16 protein-coding genes are annotated in these 21617 nt (G+C 57.2%); 8 read left to right on the top strand and 8 right to left on the bottom strand.

The features are described 5' to 3' along the window. The 5 genes from PH5382_RS06975 to PH5382_RS06955 form a co-directional block, all read left to right on the top strand. Positions 1–554: amidase family protein (locus tag PH5382_RS06975; protein WP_255354094.1), on the top strand; the 554-nt coding region annotated here is incomplete at its 5' end. An 834-nt stretch (positions 555–1388) separates the two neighbouring features. Next, positions 1389–2534, top strand: a complete 1146-nt coding sequence (locus tag PH5382_RS06970; protein WP_058333623.1) for an acyl-CoA dehydrogenase family protein — start codon at positions 1389–1391, stop codon at positions 2532–2534. A gap of 90 nt (positions 2535–2624) precedes the next feature. After that, positions 2625–3665, top strand: a complete 1041-nt coding sequence (locus PH5382_RS06965; RefSeq protein WP_058333622.1) for an enoyl-CoA hydratase/isomerase family protein — start codon at positions 2625–2627, stop codon at positions 3663–3665. 3 nt (positions 3666–3668) lie between these two features. Then, positions 3669–4541, top strand: a complete 873-nt coding sequence (gene mmsB, locus PH5382_RS06960) for a 3-hydroxyisobutyrate dehydrogenase (RefSeq protein ID WP_058333621.1) — start codon at positions 3669–3671, stop codon at positions 4539–4541. Between the two features lie 368 nt (positions 4542–4909). Next, complete coding sequence (locus PH5382_RS06955; protein WP_058333620.1) at positions 4910–6493, top strand: Hint domain-containing protein; 1584 nt, start codon at positions 4910–4912, stop codon at positions 6491–6493. Between the two features lie 21 nt (positions 6494–6514). On the opposite strand, the gene PH5382_RS06950 is transcribed toward PH5382_RS06955, so the two are convergent. After that, positions 6515–7285, bottom strand: a complete 771-nt coding sequence (locus PH5382_RS06950; protein ID WP_058333619.1) for a helix-turn-helix domain-containing protein — start codon at positions 7283–7285, stop codon at positions 6515–6517. 174 nt (positions 7286–7459) lie between these two features. Between PH5382_RS06950 and PH5382_RS06945 the strand changes: the two genes are divergently transcribed. Further along, a complete protein-coding gene (locus PH5382_RS06945; RefSeq protein WP_231751812.1) occupies positions 7460–7855 on the top strand; it encodes an excinuclease ABC subunit A in 396 nt (131 codons plus the stop codon). Between the two features lie 88 nt (positions 7856–7943). Here the strand turns inward: PH5382_RS06945 and uvrA are convergent, their stop codons facing one another. Together uvrA and PH5382_RS06935 are read right to left on the bottom strand one after the other, a co-directional pair. Then, positions 7944–10802: an excinuclease ABC subunit UvrA gene (uvrA, locus tag PH5382_RS06940; protein ID WP_058333617.1), complete on the bottom strand. Its 2859-nt coding sequence runs from the start codon at positions 10800–10802 to the stop codon at positions 7944–7946. Between the two features lie 248 nt (positions 10803–11050). After that, on the bottom strand, positions 11051–12223 hold the full coding sequence (locus PH5382_RS06935; protein WP_197410012.1) for an MFS transporter: 1173 nt from the start codon (positions 12221–12223) through the stop codon (positions 11051–11053). Positions 12224–12328: 105 nt separating this feature from the next. Here PH5382_RS06935 and PH5382_RS19720 point away from each other — a divergent pair, with 105 nt between their 5' ends. Further along, a complete protein-coding gene (locus PH5382_RS19720; RefSeq protein WP_156414849.1) occupies positions 12329–12598 on the top strand; it encodes a hypothetical protein in 270 nt (89 codons plus the stop codon). A gap of 141 nt (positions 12599–12739) precedes the next feature. Here the strand turns inward: PH5382_RS19720 and lpdA are convergent, their stop codons facing one another. Beyond that, positions 12740–14134, bottom strand: coding sequence for a dihydrolipoyl dehydrogenase (lpdA, locus tag PH5382_RS06925; protein ID WP_058333614.1), 1395 nt, complete (start codon positions 14132–14134; stop codon positions 12740–12742). Between the two features lie 243 nt (positions 14135–14377). Between lpdA and PH5382_RS06920 the strand changes: the two genes are divergently transcribed. Next, positions 14378–14809, top strand: coding sequence for a hypothetical protein (locus tag PH5382_RS06920; protein ID WP_058333613.1), 432 nt, complete (start codon positions 14378–14380; stop codon positions 14807–14809). Positions 14810–14863: 54 nt separating this feature from the next. Here the strand turns inward: PH5382_RS06920 and PH5382_RS06915 are convergent, their stop codons facing one another. The 4 genes from PH5382_RS06915 to PH5382_RS06900 form a co-directional block, all read right to left on the bottom strand. Next, a complete protein-coding gene (locus PH5382_RS06915; RefSeq protein WP_058333612.1) occupies positions 14864–15442 on the bottom strand; it encodes a DUF924 family protein in 579 nt (192 codons plus the stop codon). Positions 15443–15581: 139 nt separating this feature from the next. Next, entirely contained in the window at positions 15582–16856 is a 1275-nt protein-coding gene (locus PH5382_RS06910) for an MFS transporter (protein ID WP_058333611.1), read from the bottom strand. 194 nt (positions 16857–17050) lie between these two features. After that, positions 17051–18121: a tRNA preQ1(34) S-adenosylmethionine ribosyltransferase-isomerase QueA gene (gene queA, locus PH5382_RS06905; protein WP_058333610.1), complete on the bottom strand. Its 1071-nt coding sequence runs from the start codon at positions 18119–18121 to the stop codon at positions 17051–17053. Positions 18122–18220: 99 nt separating this feature from the next. After that, entirely contained in the window at positions 18221–21529 is a 3309-nt protein-coding gene (locus PH5382_RS06900; RefSeq protein WP_231751811.1) for a YhdP family protein, read from the bottom strand. Positions 21530–21617: the final 88 nt, after the last annotated feature.

Here is a 21617-nt window from a genome sequence, read left to right as displayed (position 1 = left end):
GCTCTTGGCATACCCGTTACCGAGCCCGTAGGATAATTCCGTCCGGGGAAAGGGGAAGTCCCCTCAGAAACCGATTTGTGCAACAAAGCCTCACCGGGAAACCGGTTGAAGAAACCGGACTGATGAATCGCTTCACCATCGATTTCGGGAACAAAGCGGAAGGCCTCAGCGCTGGGGATCTGGAATCCGCTGAGACCTATTTTGCGACCATGGCACAGAAATTCGACAGTTGGATGACACCATTTGACGTCGTCTTGACGCCGGTGGCCTATGCACCACCGCCCCAAACCGGTTTCCTCTTTGATCAAAGCAAAGATTGGGACGTCATGCACCGCCGGGTCTTCGACTTCGTCAGCTTCACCTCGCCAATGAATGTGTTCGGGTTGCCTGGGATGTCGGTACCACTTGCCTGGAGCAAAGGAGGCTTGCCGATTGGCAGCCATTTCTTTGCCAAATATGGCCAAGAACCCATGTTGCTTGAACTCGCCTATGAACTGGAAGCCGCACGACCGTGGAAAGACAAGTGGGCGCCGAACTCGATCGCCAATTTGTGACGAGCGCCTATTGGGTCAGTGAAAGTGCGGTGGGGCGGCAGGACCGATTCTGGCACAAAGTGTCGTAGTGGCACGTGTTGCAGCATGGTTATCGGCGTTTCGCATACCAAGCCACTAAGCCCGAATTCTCCCCCTTCGCAACCCGCGTGACAAAGGTCCGCTATCGTACATTCGCGCCAAGGGCCTTGGGTCCGCTTTGGGCTGACAGCAGCCGCTAGCGCCATTTGGGACTGAGTTGCCGACACTCGTCGCGAGCCCGACCAAAGTAGCATAGCAATGCCCATTTTGAATCCTGACCGGGAGCGCGCCGCCCGCGTTCTGTGTAAGTTGGAAGTCCTTGATCCAAACAATGGAGGGGCGGCCATGTAGCGCTCTTTCCTGCCGGAGGTCGGCGCAGTTCTGAGGGCAATGCTACGACCCAAAAGTTGGGAAAAATTGAAGGGCGTACCCTAAGAGCTCGGCTCCGAGCAGTTTAAACCCCCTTTAAACGACCTTTAAAGACAGCCGCAGCTGGACATTTTAAACGGGTCGGGATGCGCTATAACCGATTTTGAAATGGGAAGTGTCCAGTACTGCAATGCGAAGTGTCCCAAACTCACCTCGAAATAGGCACCAATGGTGGGTGGCCTCGGGTCCAGTTCTGACATATAAAACAGGGCGTTCGTCTAGAAAATTTTGCTGCAACGGGAAGTGTCCCGCACTGCAAAACGAAGTGCCCCACTACATTGAATTTGTGCAGCACCGCTTTGCAAGCGCGCCCGGTTGCTCTTGGAGCATGATCCGGCTATTAAATAAACAACTGTTCAATTCACACCGCGCCAGGGAGGACACGACGTGGATTTCGCTTTGACCGAGGAACAAACCGCGATTTTTGATATGGCTCATGCATTTGGCCAGGAAAACATTGCGCCTTTTGCACGCCAGTGGGAATCCGAAGGCACCATCCCAAAAGAGCTGTGGCCCCGCGTGGGCGAGTTGGGCTTTGGCGGTCTTTATGTCAGCGAAGAAGGTGGCGGTTCGGCCCTGTCACGTCTGGATGCCACATTGGTGTTCGAGGCCCTGTCGATGGCCTGCCCCTCCGTGGCGGCATTCCTGTCGATCCACAACATGTGCGCCAAGATGCTCGACAGCTTTGCCAGCGACGAGATGAAAGCCCGCATCATGCCGGATGTCTTGTCGCTCAATACCGTGTTGAGCTACGCCCTGACCGAGCCGGGCTCTGGCTCTGATGCCGCCGCACTGAAGACCCGCGCCGAGAAAACCAATGAGGGCTACACCCTGAACGGCAACAAGGCCTTTATCTCGGGCGGTGGCTATTCGGACGCCTATGTCTGTATGGTGCGCACCGGCGAAGATGGCCCCAAAGGTATTTCCACCGTTTATGTCGAAGACGGCACAGCCGGGCTGTCCTTTGGTGGGCTCGAAGAAAAAATGGGTTGGAAAAGCCAACCAACAGCACAAGTACAGTTTGATGACTGCAAAATCCCGGCCAACAATCTGGTAGGCGAAGAGGGCAAAGGCTTCAAATACGCCATGATGGGCCTGGATGGCGGGCGTCTGAATATTTCGTCCTGTTCACTTGGGGCCGCCCAGACGGCGCTGAACCTGACCCTGCAGTACATGTCGGAACGCAAGGCATTCGGCAAAAGCATCGACCAGTTCCAGGGGCTACAGTTCCGCCTCGCCGATATGGAGATTGAGCTGCAAGCCGCCCGTGTGTTCCTGCGTCAGGCGGCTTGGAAGCTGGATCAGGGGGCACCCGACGCCAGCAAGCATTGCGCCATGGCCAAGAAATTCGTCACAGAAGCAGGCTCCAAAGTCGTTGATCAGTGCCTGCAACTGCATGGCGGCTACGGCTACCTGGCGGACTATGGTATCGAAAAACTGGTGCGTGACCTGCGCGTGCATCAGATCCTCGAAGGCACCAACGAGATCATGCGAGTGATTGTCGCGCGTCATTTGCTGGCAGAAAATGCCTGATCGCGAGACCACCGCCTATTCTGACCGATAGCCCTGCTACACCTGCGCTGTGAAACCGGCGCAGGTGCACAGGCTGACAGCGAGGACAACATGAGTGATATCAATATCCGTGTGATCGGTCAGGCCGGTCGCATCACCCTCACCCGCGGCAAAGCCCTGAACGCGCTGTCCTATGACATGTGCATGGCGATTGACGCCGCCATGCGCGCCTGGGCCACAGATGACGCGGTCAAACTGGTGGTGATCGATGCCGAGGGCGACAAGGCTTTTTGTGCCGGCGGCGACATTGCCGAACTTTATGAGACCGGCACCAAAGGCGACTACGCCTACGGGCAGAAGTTCTGGCGCGATGAATACCGCCTGAACGCGATTATCTTTGAATACCCAAAGCCGGTTGTCAGCTTCCTACAGGGGTTCACCATGGGTGGCGGCGTTGGCATTGGCTGTCATGGCACCCATCGCGTGGTTGGCGACAGCAGCCAGATCGCCATGCCTGAATGTGGCATCGGCCTCATTCCCGATGTGGGCGGCACCCTGATGCTGGCACTGGCTCCGGGACGTCTGGGTGAATACCTTGGCACCACGGCCGGTCGCATGAAGGCGGCAGATGCCATCTATGCAGGTTTTGCTGATTTCTACATTCCTGAAAGCTTCTGGCCCGTGCTGATCGCTGGGCTGCAACGCGATGGCGATCCGTCCATTCTGGAGGTCGCTGCACGAAAAGCACCAGCGGGCACCCTGGAAGGCCAACAAGCGGATATCGACCGTTGTTTTGCAGGCGAGACACTCGGCGACATCCTGACTGTGCTCAAGGCAGACGACAGCGAACTTGCGACGGCAGCGCTGAAACCGCTCCAGCGCAACGCGCCTCTGGCCATGGCCTGCACGGTGGAACTGCTGCACCGGCTGCGCGGCAGCAATCTGGGCATTCGCAAAGCCTTGGATCACGAATACCGCTATACGTTCCGGTCGATGGAAAAGGGTGATTTTCTCGAAGGTATTCGGGCCCAGATCATTGACAAGGACCGCCAGCCCAAGTGGCAATATGCGAATGGAAATGTGCCTGCTACGGCCGTCAGCCAAATGCTGATGCCGCTGGGTGCAGATGCACTGGACTTTGAGGAGGAGTAAGGCATGAAAATCGGATTTATTGGTCTGGGCAATATGGGTGGGCCGATGGCCGCCAATCTGGCCAAGGCAGGCCATCAGGTCACCGGGTTTGATATGGCGGATGTCACCATCGAGGGTGTCGCCATGGCTGCATCCGGCGCCGAAGCCGCCAAAGGCGCGGATGTGGTCATTACCATGCTGCCCAACGGCCAGATCCTACGCGCCGTCGCCAATGAGGTTCTGCCCGCGATGACAGCAGGGGCCGCCTTGGTTGATTGCTCCACCGTTGATGTGGATTCTGCCCGTGCCGTTGCAGAACAGGCTGCCACCGCCGATCTTTTGTTTGTCGACGCGCCTGTGTCTGGTGGCGTTGGCGGGGCTTCCGGTGGCACGCTAACCTTTATGGCCGGTGGCAGCGCAGATGCCTTTGCCAAGGCAGAGCCGCTGTTCGCCATCATGGGTCAAAAGGCGGTACATTGTGGAGATGCAGGCGCCGGTCAGGCGGCCAAGATCTGTAACAACATGATCCTGGGCGTCACCATGGTTGCCACCTGCGAGGCCTTTGCGCTGGCAGATAAACTGGGGCTGGACCGCCAGAAGATGTTCGACGTGGTTTCGACCTCTTCAGGCTATTCCTGGACGATGAATGCCTATTGCCCTGCCCCCGGTGTTGGCCCGCAGTCTCCCGCAGACAATGACTACAAACCCGGCTTTGCCGCTGAATTGATGCTGAAAGATCTGCGTCTCAGCCAACAGGCCGCGCAAAGCGCTGACGCAGACACACCGATGGGGGAGCTGGCTCAGGCACTTTATACCCAGTTTGTCGAAAACGAAGGCGGCACTGGTATGGATTTCTCGGCCATGTTGCCCCGTTTTGAGAAACGTTCGCGCAGCTAACCCTGCCACAATGAAAGTGACCAGCCCGGTTTGAGCCGTCTCTTGCCCCTAAGAGACCCGCTCAAACCGGGCTGTTTTCCATGCAACATGCTGTTGCCCGCCCGAACAAGATACAACTTAGGCCGAACGACGCATCAAAACGCGTCTGGCCAGCGCTGACTGGGACAGGCTTGCTGCTATGCCCTGTCTGACTTGTTCCACCTGACGGGTCCGCCTGAACTAATCGCCCCATTTCTTCAGCTTTTGTTAAATTTGATTAAAATTCAGGAAATCGGCACCGCAGCACCACATTTCAGTCCAAGTTCAAAGCGAAACCTGCAGATAAGCCGCCAAAGTCGAGCGGCCTTGGACAGAGTGCAGGTTTAATCATGGCTACGGCAACAGAACTCGATATCAACACATCCGCCACGGCCACGCAGATGGCCAACGAGATCTTTGGCGACGGAACCACCGTGGTCAGCGCCAGCTATACCGGTGATGTGGACTCATCTGGGATTTATACCGGGGCCGATACCACCGTTGCAGGCGTTGCCCCCGCAGACAATGGCGTCATTCTGTCGACCGGCGACGTCGTAGATTTCACCAACAATAGCGGCACCACGAATACAAACACTTCGGGCAATACCAGCACCAATACCAGCGGCGTGAATGGCGACAGTGATTTCAACGCCATCGCGGGTTCGGCCACCTATGACGCCGCCTTTCTCGAAATCGACTTCATCCCTGATGGTGATGTTCTGACCCTCGACTTTGTACTGTCCTCAGAAGAGTACCCCGAATTTGCCTCGTCGCAGTATAACGATGTCGTCGGCGTTTGGGTCAACGGCGTGCAGGCCCAAGTGACGATCGGCGATGGCTCTGCCTCGATCGGCAATATCAACCAGAGTGACACTCAGAATATCTATGTCGACAATACCAGCGACCAGTTCAACACCGAGATGGACGGGTTCACCATCACGCTCACTTTTACCGCTCCGGTAAATGCAGGCGCGGTGAATTCGATCAAAGTCGGTGTCGCAGATGTTGCCGACAGCAGCTACGATACCAACCTCCTCATAGCCGGGGGATCAGTTCAATCCGCCTTTGTGGCGCAGGATGACAGTCTGACCATGCCGCTGGCAGCTACACGTATGCTGGATGTGCTGGACAATGACGCAGCCACAGCAGGCGGCACCCTGACGATTACCCATATCAACGATGTGGCAGTCACGGCAGGCGATACTGTCACCCTCAGCTCTGGCCAGCAGATCACCCTGAATGCCGATGGCACGCTGGAAGTGGTTGCTGATGGCGATGCCGAAACCGTCTATTTCAACTATACGGTCGAAAATGATCTGGGCGACAGTGACACTGCCCTGGTTGAAATCACCCAGGCGCAGCCCTGTTTTCTGCGCGGCACCCTGATTGTGACCGAAGACGGCCCCTTGCCCATCGAAGACCTGCGCCCAGGCATGCTGGTTGAAACCTATGACCATGGATTACAGCCTCTGCGCTGGATCGGACACAGCCATGTGACTGTGTCCGAGACCACGGCGCCTATCAGGTTTAAAAAGGGCCAATACGGGTGCGAACAGGACCTCTGGGTCTCTCCGAACCATCGTATGCTGGTGACCGGACAGTTTGCCGAACTTCTGTTTGGTGAATCCGAAGTGCTGGCCAAGGCCAAAGATCTGGTCAACGACAGCAGCATTCGCCCTGATCACAGCTTTGAAACAGTTGAATATTTCCACCTGCTATTCGATCAGCACGAAATCCTGTGGTCCAATGGCGCGCTGAGCGAAAGCTACCATCCTGGCCCCGAGACGACCCGTGGTTTTGATGCCGAAACCCAGGCCGAACTTTTTGCGCTGTTTCCCGAACTCTGCCCAATGACGGGCACGGGCTATGGTGCTGCCGCCCGGCTGTCCCTACGCCATTTCGAGACCGTCCTGCTGGACACTTACATGAGTTGACGGCACAGAACATACGCGACATCAGGCCGTGACAAAGAGCGAAAGCAAAGCCTCTTTTGTCCGTTCATCTGCCGGGAACATCATTTCGACCTTCAGTTCTGACATGGCAATATCGCCGGTCGAGGCGAATTGCGACAGGGTTGAGAAAAGAGACAACTCCTGCCCATTGATGCGGTAGACTGCGGGAATGATCGCTGGCAATTTCTGAAGTGACGCGGTTTTATGGCCTGCGATGTTCATTTGAAGCCGTTCGACAGCGCTTTCGAGCAAAGGATCGCGACCAAAATGCGCCAGTTCGGTCCGCAGCCGCAAAAGGCTCAGGGCTTCGACCTCTTCCAAATTGACCAGAGAGTGGCGCAGGAGCTCATTGCCAAGGAGCGCCTCTATCAGACTATCGCCTGAATGAACGCCACTGGCTTGAAGCATTATCCGGGCCGGTGAGTTGCAGGCAACAAGCCGCCAATGCCGATCCAGGGCCATCCCCGGATAGGGCGAATGGTTTTGCAGGATCCAGTCGACGGCCTGCTGCAGAGGCGCCCGTTCGGCCTCGGACAGACCTTTCACCCCATGAGCCGCAACCAGCCCGACCGCCGCTAATAGTTGGTTGCGGGCGCTGAGCGGCATGTGCAGCGCCTCTGCCAGGCGCAGTACCATGTCACGACTGGGACGAGATCGCCCCGTTTCCAAGAAAGAGATATGGCGGGCGGAGACCTCGGCACCTAGCCCTAGGTCCAGCTGGCTCATCCGGCGCAGTGCCCGCCATTCCTTGAGTATCACGCCGAAGGTTGCCATCACGCCTCTCCCTGTCTGGTCAAAGACTAGAGCAGACAGGAGCCAAAAGCACTTACCTGCAAGGTAATTGTTTTGTGAATCAGGGGCAGGTCATTCTGGCCCTATCAGGTTCAACAAAAGGGATATACTGCCATGAAACATGAAAATGCCATCCAGGGTTTGAAATTAGCATCAATGGCCACGATAGCTTTCGGACTGGCCATGGCTATCTTCCCGGCGACCTCGCTCAAGTTTCTCTTCGACTGGTTTCTGGATTTGGCGCATCTGCCGCTGGACCGCGCACAAAACATCGACAGTGACAGCGAAGCCTTGCTGATGGCCATTTCCGGCGGCCTCATGGTAGGGCTGGGCACTCTGGTCTGGCAGGTGACGGAGCTAGTCTATGCACGAACCCCTCAACACGGCCGAAAGATCCTTCTGCCGGGCCTTTTGGCCTGGTATCTGCCCGACTGTTTCGGCTCCTACCTTGCGGGTGCGTGGTTCAATCTGCTGATGAACACAGGGTTTCTGGCACTCTTTCTGGTTCCGCTTCTTTTGGGAAGCAAGCAGGAACAGACGACCGCAGCCTGAACCCCGCACCTGATGGCCAACCATGCGTGCAAAAAAGGGGGGGCAGTGAGCCCCCCCCTTTTGGCAGAGTTTCCCAAAGGGGCAAAGCCTATTCGGCGGCAACTTTCTTCGCCGACAGCATATCCTTCAAGTAGTGGCCGGTATGGCTGCGTGGCTCTTTGGCGACCGTTTCTGGCGTGCCAACTGCAACGATCTCGCCGCCGCCATCGCCGCCTTCGGGACCGATATCGATGATCCAGTCCGCGGTTTTGACCACATCAAGGTTGTGTTCGATCACCACGACCGAATTGCCCTGATCAACCAGCTCATGCAGAACTTCCAACAGCTTTTTGACATCCTCAAAATGAAGCCCCGTTGTGGGCTCATCCAGAATATACAGCGTCCGCCCAGTAGAACGCTTTGACAGCTCTTTTGAGAGTTTCACCCGCTGCGCCTCGCCGCCAGACAGCGTCGTCGCCTGCTGGCCGACCTTGATATAGCCCAGCCCCACCCGCATCAGCGCATCCATCTTGTCGCGGATCGTTGGCACTGCCTGAAAGAAACTCTGTGCCTCTTCGACTGTCATATCGAGCACATCCGCGATGGATTTGCCTTTGAACTTGATCTCAAGCGTTTCGCGATTGTAGCGCGCGCCCTTGCAGGTTTCACATTCCACATAGACATCCGGCAAGAAATGCATCTCGATCTTGATGACACCGTCGCCCTGACAGGCCTCGCAGCGCCCGCCTTTGACGTTAAAGCTGAACCGCCCCGGCTTGTAGCCGCGGGTCTTTGCCTCTGGCAGGCTGGCGAACCAGTCACGGATCGGCGTAAAGGCCCCGGTATAGGTCGCCGGGTTGGAGCGCGGCGTGCGCCCGATGGGACGCTGATCAATGTCGATGACCTTGTCCAGATGTTCCAGCCCCTTGATGCTCTCGCAGGGCGCCGGGGTCTGGCGGGCCCCATTCAGCCGCATCGAGGCGGTTTTGAACAGGGTCTCGATTGTCAGGGTGGATTTGCCACCGCCAGACACCCCGGTCACACACAGAAACATCCCCAGCGGGAACTCTGCAGTCACATCTTTCAGGTTGTTGCCAGAGGCTTTGACCACCTTCAGCTTTTTCTTGTTGCCCTTGCGCCGCTTGGCTGGCACCGCGATTTCGCGCACCCCCGAAAGATACTGCCCGGTAATCGAGGCCGGATCGGCTGTCACCTCGGCGGCGGTGCCATGGCTGACCACTTGGCCACCATGCACGCCTGCGCCGGGCCCAATATCAAAGACATAGTCCGCCTGGCGGATCATGTCTTCGTCATGTTCTACCACAATCACGGTATTGCCTTGATCCCGCAGGTTTTTCAGCGTGGTGATCAAGCGGTCATTGTCACGCTGATGCAATCCAATCGAAGGTTCATCGAGCACATAAAGCACCCCGGTCAGACCAGACCCGATCTGGCTGGCAAGGCGGATCCGCTGGCTTTCACCGCCCGACAGAGTGCCGGAGTTGCGCGACAGGGTGAGGTATTCCAGACCGACATTGTTCAAAAATCCAAGCCGTTCGCGGATTTCCTTGACGATGGCGCGGGCGATTTCCTGCTTTTGCTTGGTCAGATGGTTGGGCACATCCTCGATCCAGGCCAGCGCCTCGCGGATGGACTTCTGCACCACCTGCCCCACATGCAGACCGGCGATTTTGACGGCTAGCGCCTCTTCGCGCAGGCGGTAACCATTGCAGGCCCCGCACGAACGGTTGTTCTGGTAGCGTTCAAATTCTTCGCGGATCCAGTTGCTGTCTGTCTCGCGGTAGCGGCGTTCCATATTGGGAATGACGCCTTCAAAGACCCGCGTGACCTCGTAGACGCGGCCACCTTCGTCGTAGCGAAACGGAATTTCCTCTTCGCCGGAGCCATAGAGAAAGACCTTCTGCACCTTGGCAGGCAAGTCTTTCCACTGGGTGTTCTTGTCGAACTTGTAGTGTTTGGCGATGGCCTCGATGGTTTGCAGGAAATAGGGCGATTTGCCTTTGCGCCAGGGCGCCAGCGCGCCGTCATAGATCTTCAGGCTTTGATCCGGAACCACCAGGCGCTCGTCAAAGAACAGCTCCATCCCCAACCCGTCGCAGACCGTGCAGGCGCCAAAAGGTGCATTGAAAGAAAACAGCCGTGGTTCAATCTCGGGAATGGTGAAACCGCTGACAGGACAAGCAAAATTCTCGCTGAACGTAATCCGTTCAGGGTCTCCTTCGCGTGGTGCGGTTTCCAGAACGGCGATGCCATCGGCCAGGTCCAGCGCCGTGCGCAAACTATCAGCAAGCCGGGTTTCCAGACCTTCGCGCACCACCAGACGGTCAACCACCACGTCGATGTCATGGCGGAATTTCTTGTCCAGTGTCGGTGGCTCATCCAGCTCATAGAATTCGCCATCCACCTTGACTCGCTGAAAACCCTGTTTGCGCAGCTCGAGGAACTCTTTTTTGTACTCACCTTTGCGGTCGCGCACGATGGGAGCCAGCAAATAGCCGCGCGTGCCCTCCTCCAGGGTCATCACGCGATCCACCATATCTTGCACCTGTTGGGCCTCGATCGGAAGGCCGGTGGCTGGTGAATAGGGCGTGCCTGCGCGCGCAAAAAGCAGACGCAGGTAGTCATAGATCTCGGTCACGGTGCCGACTGTGGAGCGCGGGTTTTTCGAGGTGGTTTTCTGCTCGATAGAGATCGCAGGGCTGAGACCCGAAATATGATCCACATCGGGTTTTTCCATCATATCAAGAAATTGCCGGGCATAGGCGCTCAGCGATTCCACATAGCGGCGCTGCCCTTCGGCATAGATGGTATCAAAGGCCAGCGACGATTTCCCTGACCCCGACAGACCAGTGATCACCACCAGCTCATCACGTGGAATATCCACATCGATGTTTTTGAGATTATGCTCGCGCGCGCCGCGCACCTCGATGGATTTCAACTCAGCCATTCTGTCCTCATGTCAAACCAGACGCCCAGTCCCAAGTCCCGCATTGAAACCCGAAAGGGGCGTCATTCACAGGGACAGAGCCGGGGCCGGTCATTGAGTTAACAGATAGGCATTGCTGCGTGAGTCTCCAACAAAAAAATGAGAACGTTAGCGGAACATATTCTAACTTTGTGGCGTGATACCGCCATATCTGGTGAACACCGCTATTCTGCAGCATCCTCCACCGAGAGGATCTAAACCGCCAGGAGCTAGCCCCCCACACCGCGCCTTTGAGCCGCAAGAAAGACATGCACACCAAAGCCGCCTAGGAAAAGCACCAAAAGCGTCGCCATCAACCCGCCAAAGCCGGAAACCCCAAGGGCTGCGACCATCAGCGGAGTTCCGATAGTATTGCCAAGATTGCCGGACTGAGCCAGCACGCCACTGGATTCGGCGCGTGCGGCAGCGCTTTCATTGAGCTGGGGAATGGCCGCAAAGGACGCCCCCTGCACCAGCCCCATAGCCCCCGCCAGTGTGATACAGGCCAGCGGATATCCCGGCATCGCCCAAAGCCAGAGAACAGAAGCCGCACAGAAAAGGAAACCCATTTGCACCACTGTCACCGCAGACACACGGCGCAGCAATTGCACCCCAACCGTCATCGACACGGCAATGCTGGCCAGGGGCATGGCCCCCAGAACAAAGCCGCGGCTCTCGACGGCGATATAGGGTGGTATCACGGTCAGGATGGCGACAAAACAGCAGGTATAGAACAGCCAGCCAGCCGCCGGGGCCACTTTCCAGGCCGAACGATAAACTGGCAGATGCAGAGCAGGCAGGGACTTAAATGCGGGTCTTGCCTCACGCGCAGGAACCGGAACATCCCGCAGGGCGAAGCCGAGCAGAAGCGCCAGACCCGCCATCACACCGGCATGTATCCAAAACAGCGCCAACACCCCCTGTGCTGCGACCAATGGCAGGCCGAGCCAGGCCAAAAGGGTAAAGGCAACCCCAAAGAAGGTGCTCCAGAGGGTCATGACCAGCCCCCGGTCCCGGTTCGAGCTCAACTGCGCCATCAGGACCGGCGCGGCAACCACCACACCGAGATGTGACAGGCCTTCGATCACGCGTGTTGCCAGGAAGATCGCAAAGGGCAGATGCATTGCTTGAAGCGCCGACATCGCAGCCCCCACCCAAAGGGAGCAGACAATCGTGCGCCGAAATCCGAAGGATGCGACAAACATCCCGGCCACAAGACCAAAGACAATCCCCATGAGCCCCACCAAAGACACGGTGAAACTGATGCTAGCTCCGGCATCTGGATACAACTGAGCCAGTCGATCAAAGACGATACTGATCTTGCCGTATTGGGCAGCAACCCCAAGGCCTGCAGCCCAGATGGCAAAGACCAGAGGCCAACGGGTTTTGCCCTGTTCTGTCACGACCCTTGCTCCCCTGATGTCAGGAAAGGTCTAGACCGTCCCTGCGACTACCACCCAGTTCTAGACCGGGCGACTTCAGAGTGCCAGTTGCGCAGGATTTCCATTTTGTCATTTGTGGGACGGCAGGGCAGTCGGTTGACGGAAAAAAAGCTAAAGACATTCCAGCTCAACAGTTTTTTGACGTTCATTTTGGCAATCAATCCATTGAAAACAATGGATCCTTCTGATTTCAAGGCCACAAATCCGCAGCTTTTTTCAGCGTATCCACTCATGGCTGCGACCGTTAAAACCCTTGCCGCGAAACATGGGAAAAATAAGGCACTACCGTCGCAATCCCCTGAAAGCCCCGTAAATAGAAATGAAGATTTTATTTAACAGTGCGATCCGACGCGGCGGTCAGCCCGCCTCCCGCAGGTATCTATTGCCTGACTGACCAGATGCAAAAAACCGCGCAAGCGCCGCCTGGCCCTTGCACGGTTTCAGTCATTTGGCCGCCCGCCGCAGAGGGCGTGATGCTTACATGTGAATGACCCGGTCGAAGGCGTCGAGTACGCTTTCATGCATCATTTCACTCAGGGTGGGATGCGGGAACACCGTATTCATCAGATCTTCTTCGGTGGTCTCCAGCTGGCGACCCACCACATAGCCCTGGATCAGTTCAGTGACTTCTGCACCAATCATATGCGCGCCCAGAAGCTCTCCGGTCTTGGCGTCAAACACGGTCTTGATCATGCCTTCAGCTTCGCCCAATGCGATCGCCTTGCCATTGCCAATAAAGGGAAAGCGGCCAACCTTGATATCATAGCCCAGCTCTTTCGCTTTGGCTTCGCTATAGCCCACACTTGCCACCTGTGGCTGGCAATAGGTGCAGCCGGCGATGCTTTCCGGTTTGACCGGATGCGCGTGTTTGCCTGCGATGAGATCCGCAACCATGACGCCTTCGTGGCTCGCCTTATGAGCCAGCCAGGGGGCTCCGGCGATATCACCGATGGCATAGAGCCCCTCGACACCCGTGCGACAATAGGCATCCGTCACCACATGCGTCCGGTCCAGTTTGACGCCAAGCGCCTCCAGCCCCAGACCTTCGACATTGCCAACGATGCCCACAGCGGAAATCACCGTGTCGAATTCCATCGTCTGGGTGTTACCGCCGGTTTCAATATGGGCAGTGACCTTGCCCTGCCCCCGGTCTAACTTTTTGACCGTGGATTTCTCCATGATCTTCATGCCCTGCTTGGTAAAGCTCTTCTTGGCAAAGGCACTGATTTCAGCATCTTCCACCGGCAGCACCCGGTCCATCACCTCGACAACCGTCGTGTCGGCGCCCAGCGTGTTGTAGAAACTGGCAAATTCGATCCCAATCGCGCCGGATCCAATGACCAGCAGTTTCTTTGGCATCCGGCTAGGCACTAGTGCGTCGCGGTAGGTCCAGACCAGATCCCCGTCCCCTTCGAGCCCGGTCAGCTCGCGGGCGCGCGCGCCCGTTGCCAAAATGATGTTCTTGGCCTGAAGTTCTTCAGACCCTTTGGCGGTCTTGACGCTGACCTTGCCCTTGGCAGGCAGCGTCGCCTCGCCCATCACCACGGTGACCTTGTTCTTCTTCAGCAGATGCGCCACGCCGGAGGACAGTTGTTTCGCCACGCCACGCGACCGTTTCACAACCGCATCCAGATCATAGCCGATTTTGTCGGCACTCAAGCCAAACTCCTTGGCCCGTTCCATCAGGTGGAAAACCTCCGATGACCGCAGCAGGGCTTTGGTCGGAATACAGCCCCAATTCAGACAGATACCGCCCAGATTTTCGCGTTCGATCACCGCAGTTTTCAGTCCCAGCTGCGCGGCTCGAATGGCCGCGACATAGCCGCCGGGGCCTGCGCCAATTACGATCAGGTCATAGGTTTGTGCGGCCATGGTATTCCCTCGCCAACAGGATCAAAATAAACTAGTTCACCGTTAAACTACTTTTCACCTCTCTGCAATCTCTGAGATGCGGAACCGACAAGTGATGCCAAATTACCCGCCCTCTCAACAATGACGGAAAGCCGCGTGACTGGCATTTTTACGGCATTCCTGAAATCATAGGATGCAGAGGCCAGCCTTGCCAGTCCAGAAAGTTCTGCCCAACCACAAAGTGATCTTTGTCCAATGAAACCTATGTTTGATCTCTTCAAAGCCTTTTTCAACGCCAGCCTGCTGCTTTTGGCTCTCTGTCTGTTTCTGGGGTGGAAGCTGTTTGCCGCCGCCGAAGCCGTCTCAGATGGTTTTGAAAAAACCAGTGCCGATTTTAGGCCGGTTCATGTCGAGATCCAAACCATGACACAGGAACTGGCAGCACTCAGCAAGACGCTGGAGCGGGACACTGGCCCCGACAGCACCGAAATGCGGTTGAGGCTTGCCAGACTGGAGCGGCAAACTATCGGGCTCAAAGTGGAAACACAGGCCCTGAAGCAGCTGCCTGCACAGGTGATGGCAAAGGCAGCTGAAGCCGCCGCAGAAAAATTGTCTGCTGGGCTGGCGCTTTGGGTGCCACGTTTGAGTGATTGCGCCGCAGACAGCCTGCCACAAATAACGGCGCTGCTGGATTAGGAACGCCGTCTGAAAGATTCGTGCCCGGCTTTGTCGTGCCCAGCTCTTGGACAGTTAGCCCGTGGCCTGCAGGCCACGTACGGTTTCGCCGTAGCCGCCCGCCATGACGTAATCCATTTCTGGCGCGGTGCTATGGCGCAACAGAGCTTCGTTGCGATAGGGAAAGCGACCAAACTGACGGATGACTTCGCGATGCGCCCGGGCGTGCAACATGTTCGACGCACCACTTTTTGGCATCCGCTCCAGCATCAACCGCACGCAGCGCTCCTGATCACACAGGTTCTCCGAATGCATCAGCGGCAGGTAGAAAAACTGCCGTGCGGGCTCGTCAACCTTCAAGTCCCATTTTTTGTGAATGGCGTTCTTGGCCGCACAAAGCGCCATACGATCCGACCGGAACGCGTCGCCGGTGCCGCGAAACATGTTGCGCGGGAACTGGTCCATCAAAATGATATAGGCCAGTGTTCCCGTCGGATAGGTCAGCCACATCGAGAATTTGCCGCTCAACGCGGCCTCCCATGTTGCCTTAAAACGGGTGCGGATAGTGTCATCCAGCTCGGTATTGCTCAGATACCAGCCTTTTTCACCAACCTCATCCAGCCAGAACTTAAGAACTTCTTCGGGCCCCTGCATCGGTCCATCTCCACGTATTTATACTGAGGTTAAGTTCAGACGTTTTTACGTGTATTTGACAAGTGACCCGAGGTCACTTTTTGCAACATCTCGGGTCATTTGTTGAAATATTACTCACAAGAGCAAAAGGTTAGCGCAATCAACCCGCCTCACTGGCGGCTTCTTGCTCTTCGATATCGGTGTCGATGGCATATTCTTGGGCAAATTCCACCACCACCGGCGAGCCGGTTGGCGTCATTGGAGACATAATCCCGGTATCCTCGGAGGGAATCGCCGCCCGCTGAGTTGTCCGGTAGAGCGCATAGATGGCCAAAGCCACCAGCAAGATGGCCATGAACAGGAAATACCCCGCCGGACCAAAAGCCGCATCACTCATCATCCAGCCGGTGATCAGCGGCCCGGCGATAGCCCCCAGCCCGTTGATAAAGACCAGCCCACCAGAGGCCGCAGCCATATCATCATGGTCCAGATAATCGTTGGTATGGGCGATCAGCAGCGAATAGAGCGGGTTCGACATGCCGCCAATAAAGAAGGCCGCAATCAGCAGGTAGGTGTAGTCCCCTCCCATCATCATGCCCATGATGGCAGCGCCACCGCCCAGGGCAGATACCCCAAGCACCAAAACCCGGCGATCCATCCAGTCCGACATCCAACCCAGCGGGTACTGCAAGATAATGGCGCCGATATAGAAGGTCGCGATGAAAATCGAGATCTGTGACAGCGTCAACCCGGCCTCGGCGGCGTAAACCGCGCTCATGCCAAACTGCGCTGAGAACACCCCGCCAAGCAGGAACATCCCTACACAGCCCAGCGGCGAGACATCCATCAGCTGGCGCAACGACATCGGTTTGGTGGTCTCAAAGGCCGGCGTCGGCGAGATCGACAGCAAAATGGGTGCAAAGGAGACCGAGATCACGACCGACGCGATAACAAAGGTCTCATACCCGGTCGGATCTCCCACCAGCATCAGAGCCTGAGCCGATACAATGCCAAAAGTCTGCACGATCATATAAAGTGACAGCGCCTTGCCCCGGTTAGCGTTATCTGCGGCATTGTTCAGCCAACTTTCGGCGGTGACATACACACCGGAGAAACAGAACCCGATCAATACGCGCCCAAGCATCCATGCAATCGGATTGGCGACCGCCGGATAGAGGATCATCACCGCCGAGATCAGCGAGGCAAGGGCCGCAAAGACCCGCACGTGACCGACCCGGCGGATCATCTCGGGCGCCAGACGCGACCCTCCCAGAAAGCCGATAAAATAGGCCGACATCACAAAGGACATCTGAAGTGTGGAGAATCCCTCCATGGCGCCGCGCACACCCAGAATGGTGCCCTGCATACCATTGCCTATCATCAGCATTCCCATGCCCAAAAGCAGCGCCCAAGCGCTCGACAAGACCTGCAGCATCGTGGTGGCTCCTTTGCCAACGCGCAGAGACCACGTGGACAAATGTCCAAGCAGCACCCGCCCGCATAGTGTTTCAGACCGGAGAATGCCCCTGGCTCAAGAGGCGGGTATCGGTTTTTAAGATTGCGTTGTGATGACACGATCCAGCTCTGATCAGAGCGGATCCTGCGCGCGCTTGTCTACGCTTATTCGCGTCACTTCTGCGGCGTTTTCGCCCCATGAGGTAATAAAAGCGACGCATCGCCATAAGAAAAGAACCGATAGCAGTTTTTCACGGCATGCGCGTAGATGTCGCGGACGCGTTCCTGTCCCATCAGGGCAGAGATCAACATCAAAAGTGTTGATTTCGGCAGATGGAAATTTGTCATGAGCGCGTCAGCTGCATGAAAGGTGAAACCTGGATAGATAAAAATATCCGTCTCGCCTTCCCAGGGCTCCACCTGACCAGACCGGGCTGCACTTTCGATCAAACGCAGTGCCGTGGTGCCAACCGGGATGACCCGCCCACCAGCCGCCTTGGTAGCATTAATTTCAGCGGCGGCCTCAGCACTCACCTGCCCCCATTCCGCATGCATCTTGTGGCTGGTCACGTCTTCGACCTTGACCGGCAAAAACGTCCCTGCCCCCACATGCAGCGTTACATAGGTAAACTGCACTCCCCTGTTGCGCAAAGCCTCCAACAGGGGGGCATCAAAATGCAACGAGGCCGTAGGTGCTGCAACCGCGCCAGAATGCCGGGCCCAGACGGTTTGATAGTCTTCCTTGTCCTGCGCATCCGCAGGGCGTTTGGCGGCAATATAGGGCGGCAGCGGCATCATGCCAGCTTCGGCCAGCGCCGCATCAAAATCATCGCCGACCAGATTGAAACGCAGCATTCCTTGCCCGTCTTCTTTTCCGACCAGCTCTGCTGTCAGATCCTGTGAAAAGACAATTTCTTCACCGATTTTAATCTTTTTCATCGGCTTGAGCAGGCTTGACCAGGTTCCATCAGCGCGCGGGTCCAGCAGTGTGACTTCGATTTTGGCTGCGGTCTCGCCCTCGGCTGAGACCCGATGGCGCAAACCTGAAAGCCGCGCGGGGATCACTTTAGTATCGTTCAGGACCAGCCGGTCCCCCGGGCTGAGCCAAGTCAAAAGATCACCGACATGAGTATCGGTCAAGGCATCCCCATCGGCCACAAGCATGCGCGCCGCACTACGTGGGCTTGCTGGGCGGGTTGCAATTAGATCTTCGGGCAGATCAAAATCAAAATCACTGAGTTTCATGCCGCTCCTTTACGAGGTTTGGCGCAGCTTGACCATGAGATTTGCGCACCCTTTGTTTTGCAGATGCACGCTTTGTGGCCTATGTACGGTACCGGGTCGTTAACGGGCACCGCCATCGTTTTTGGGACGGTGATCGGGATTGGGAACATGGGGCTCTTCCGGTGCGCCCGGCACGGTTGGGGCCTTGCCACGGAACAACTCCCGGAACATGCCAGGCGCCAGTGCCGACAACGGATTGACGCTGACTTTGGGATCATCCGCCGTGCCGCGCAGTCTGAAGGCAAATCCGATCAGGCCCTCGCCTTTGCGAGCAATCACCCGTCCAATAGCGTTGATCAGATAGATCGGAGAAATCACCCCGCGCATGTTTAATGCCCCAGAGTTCAGATCATAGACCCCGTCCATTGAAATCCCCATCGACGGCCCCACCGAACTGCTTTCATGCAGGATCAGATGCGTCGACCCAAGGCGGAATTTGGCCTCGATACCGGTAAACAGGATGCCGCCACCAGTGAGCTCATCCAGCAGGCCGACAACACTGATTGCGTTGAGCAAGGCCGCCATGGAAGGAGCATTTTTAATCCGGGTGTTTTTCACTTTGATGGTGCCGTCATATTCACCGGCGACATCAGCCGGAACCAGTGTCATGTCAAAACTGCCGCCACGGCCATGACGCAAAATACCAGCGGCCTGAAACACCCCACCTGCATCTTCGGAGCGGATACGGGTGGCAACACCGCCCTCTTGCGGAACAACCACGCCTGAGACCGGCGTTGCGCCATTGAGCCGCCCGCTGAATTGGCCATTGAAGCCACCGCGTGCAGAGAAATTCCCTGAAAAACCCGTTAAGGCGATACTGTCCGTCACCTGCAAACGGTCAAGCCGCATCGAAATCGGCCCGGTCTCGTCACTGCCGCCACCGGAACTACTGCCGCTTGCGCCGGTAAACGGCGCTTTGCGCATGTCCAGCGTTCCGCTCGTCAGCTCCAATGCAGGCACGTTACCGTTGCGTCCCAAAAAGACCGCAGACCCGCGCATCCAATTGCCAACAGTCACAGAAGACAACACTGCCCGGTCCAAGCCGCCGTCTGCCTTGGTTGTCACACGTCCCTGCGCCGTCAGCCCGGGTGCGGCAAAGGACAGGGATTGCACTTCGACCGGGGTGGCAAGCCGCGCCACTAGGTCCAATTTGCCGGACACGGATGGGGGTTTTCGCCAACTTACCGGCGACATCCGCAACTCCAGCCCGGTTAGATCAGAGCTGAGCTGAAATCGGGGCGCAGTGTCGGGGCTGATATCCAACTGGTATGTGCCCCGCCCGGTGCCGCCGACCGAGCCTTGCGGCAGACCGATTTGCAGCGTCTCAACCGCCTGACGCGAAATCTCGACCGTGCCTGTGACCTGACTGGTGCCATTGGCCTTGGCACCAATAATCTGACGCCAGCTGGCCGTTAGCGGAATGCCAGACAGAAAGCCTGCGCCAGAGAGTTCAACCTGGCTTTGATCCCCGCGCAGGGTCAAAGACTGGGCTGCAACCTCATGGCCCGGCACCAGCACCGATGTCTGCACCTGCGAAACCATCCCGCGGTAATGATAGAGAATTTCCTCCGGCAAGACGCCTTCTTTCAGGGGCAGCGCCAGGGTACCTGTGACCTGCACCTGCCCCGTCGCAAGCTCAACTGGCAAATCCGCCTTGTCCATGATTGACAGCGGCGGACGGTTGAGGAGCGATAGACCCGCCGTCACCGGCCCAGAGGCCACAATTCTGGCGATCCCGGGGGTGCCGTTTTTTACTGATGTGTCCGGAATGATAAAGGACGTCCCCGCCACCGCAACTGAGCCACCCTGATCGGCCGTCACCGTGCCTTCGGTCGCGACGATGACCATACGTGGCCCATAGAGGCTGAAATGCCCCGCGCCCTCGCGCAGGTGAGGCAGGTGTTTTTGAAATTTCACCTCGGCCCCGGAAAAACCCGCATCCAGAGACACAAATGGCTTTTGACTCCCCTTGCCACGCAGGGCGAAATTCACATCCTGCGCCTGGGCCTGAAAGACATTGTCGCGCACCCATTTGCGCGGCTTTTCTGCAGCGCCTTCAGGCCAGAGCGACTTGACCTGCGAAAGATCCAGTTGGTCGGCCTGTGCATCCAGTGCGTAGTTCCAGCCCTCATGCCCGGCATCAATGCGACCCTCAACCCTAATGTGACTGCTCTCATGGGCGATCAGCATTTCCCCAAGCTGAAACCGGAATGGAATCGGCTGCAACCGGAAATCAGCCGTGACATTGGTAAAAACCTGCGGCTGCTCATAGAGTTGGCGTGGATTAAGAGTGAGATCGGTGAACCGCAACTGCCCGACAAGATCGGTCAAACGGCCATCCTGAACCCCGGCCAGAAGCGCGCGCCCGGCAACCGTGCCCGACCCCCAGCCGCTTTCCAGTCGCAATTCATCAAACTGCAGCGCCTGTTCCGCCGGGAAATAAGTGAAATAGCTATGGGCCCGATGGATCGGGATCGGCAGTGTCTCTTGCGACGGTTGAATGACACCCTGGCCGATTTGCAGACTGGCCGACAGGGGTAACAGGGCGCCGTCACTGGCAATACCGCCACGCAAAGAGCCCGAAATCGTTGCCTTCAAGACCTCCAGCCAGCCAAGTGCCGGAGCCTGCAACGCGATATCTTCACTGGCGATATCACTGACCAAAATGCCAAATTCCGCGGCAGCATCGCCGATGTCGGATTTGTAGTTGGCCTCCATCAGACCGACATCCTGACGCCCGCTCAGGACAGAAAATCCAGAGGAAACGGTCAGTGTAGGACCGGAACGCGTCAGCTTCACATGGCCACCGTCCAGCGTCCATACCCGCCCCAGGCGAGCATCTTCATAGCGCAGTGTCACCCCAGCGGTGCTCATCTCGGTCAGCGCAGACAGAACCGGCATTTCGAACTGGCGGTCCCATTGTTCGATCAATTCCGCCAGATTGCCCGCCTGTCGCAAAGGCGAGCCGGTTTCGGAAAAACTCAGGGCGATGCCGTCGCTCTCCCGGCGCAGGTTGACATAGAGCCCGCTCAGCGCGATGCGCTTGGGCTGGATCCGCCCCTGCAGCAAGGGTCGCATTGCCAGTGAGACTTCGGCATCGGCCAGCTGCATGATCGACGCACCATCAGCCGCAAGCAGCCTGATATCGCGCAGCCCGATCCGTGGTCGCCAGCCTCGGTTCACCACCATATGGATCTCGCCGAATTCAATCTGCATGCCGTTCAGATCATTTTCGATCCGTTCTTCGACTTGCTGGCGCAGCCACAGCGGTGCTGCCATCCGAGTCCCGATGCCAAAATACAAAGCACCAGCCGCCAGAAAACAACCCAGAGCCAGAAACCAGACCAGGCCGCGCAGAAGACGCCACATCCGGCGCCTCTTTCCAGGGGCTGCCACCATTACGGTATCGGCCTCGCAAGGCGAGGCCGGGTCGTCGAGACCGGCTTTATCCGCATCC

The sequence above is a fragment of the Phaeobacter sp. CECT 5382 genome, assembly GCF_001457775.1.
Classification (GTDB): domain Bacteria; phylum Pseudomonadota; class Alphaproteobacteria; order Rhodobacterales; family Rhodobacteraceae; genus Pseudophaeobacter.
Note: the sequence above shows the minus strand (reverse complement) of the source record. Positions and strands in the feature narration are given on the sequence as shown.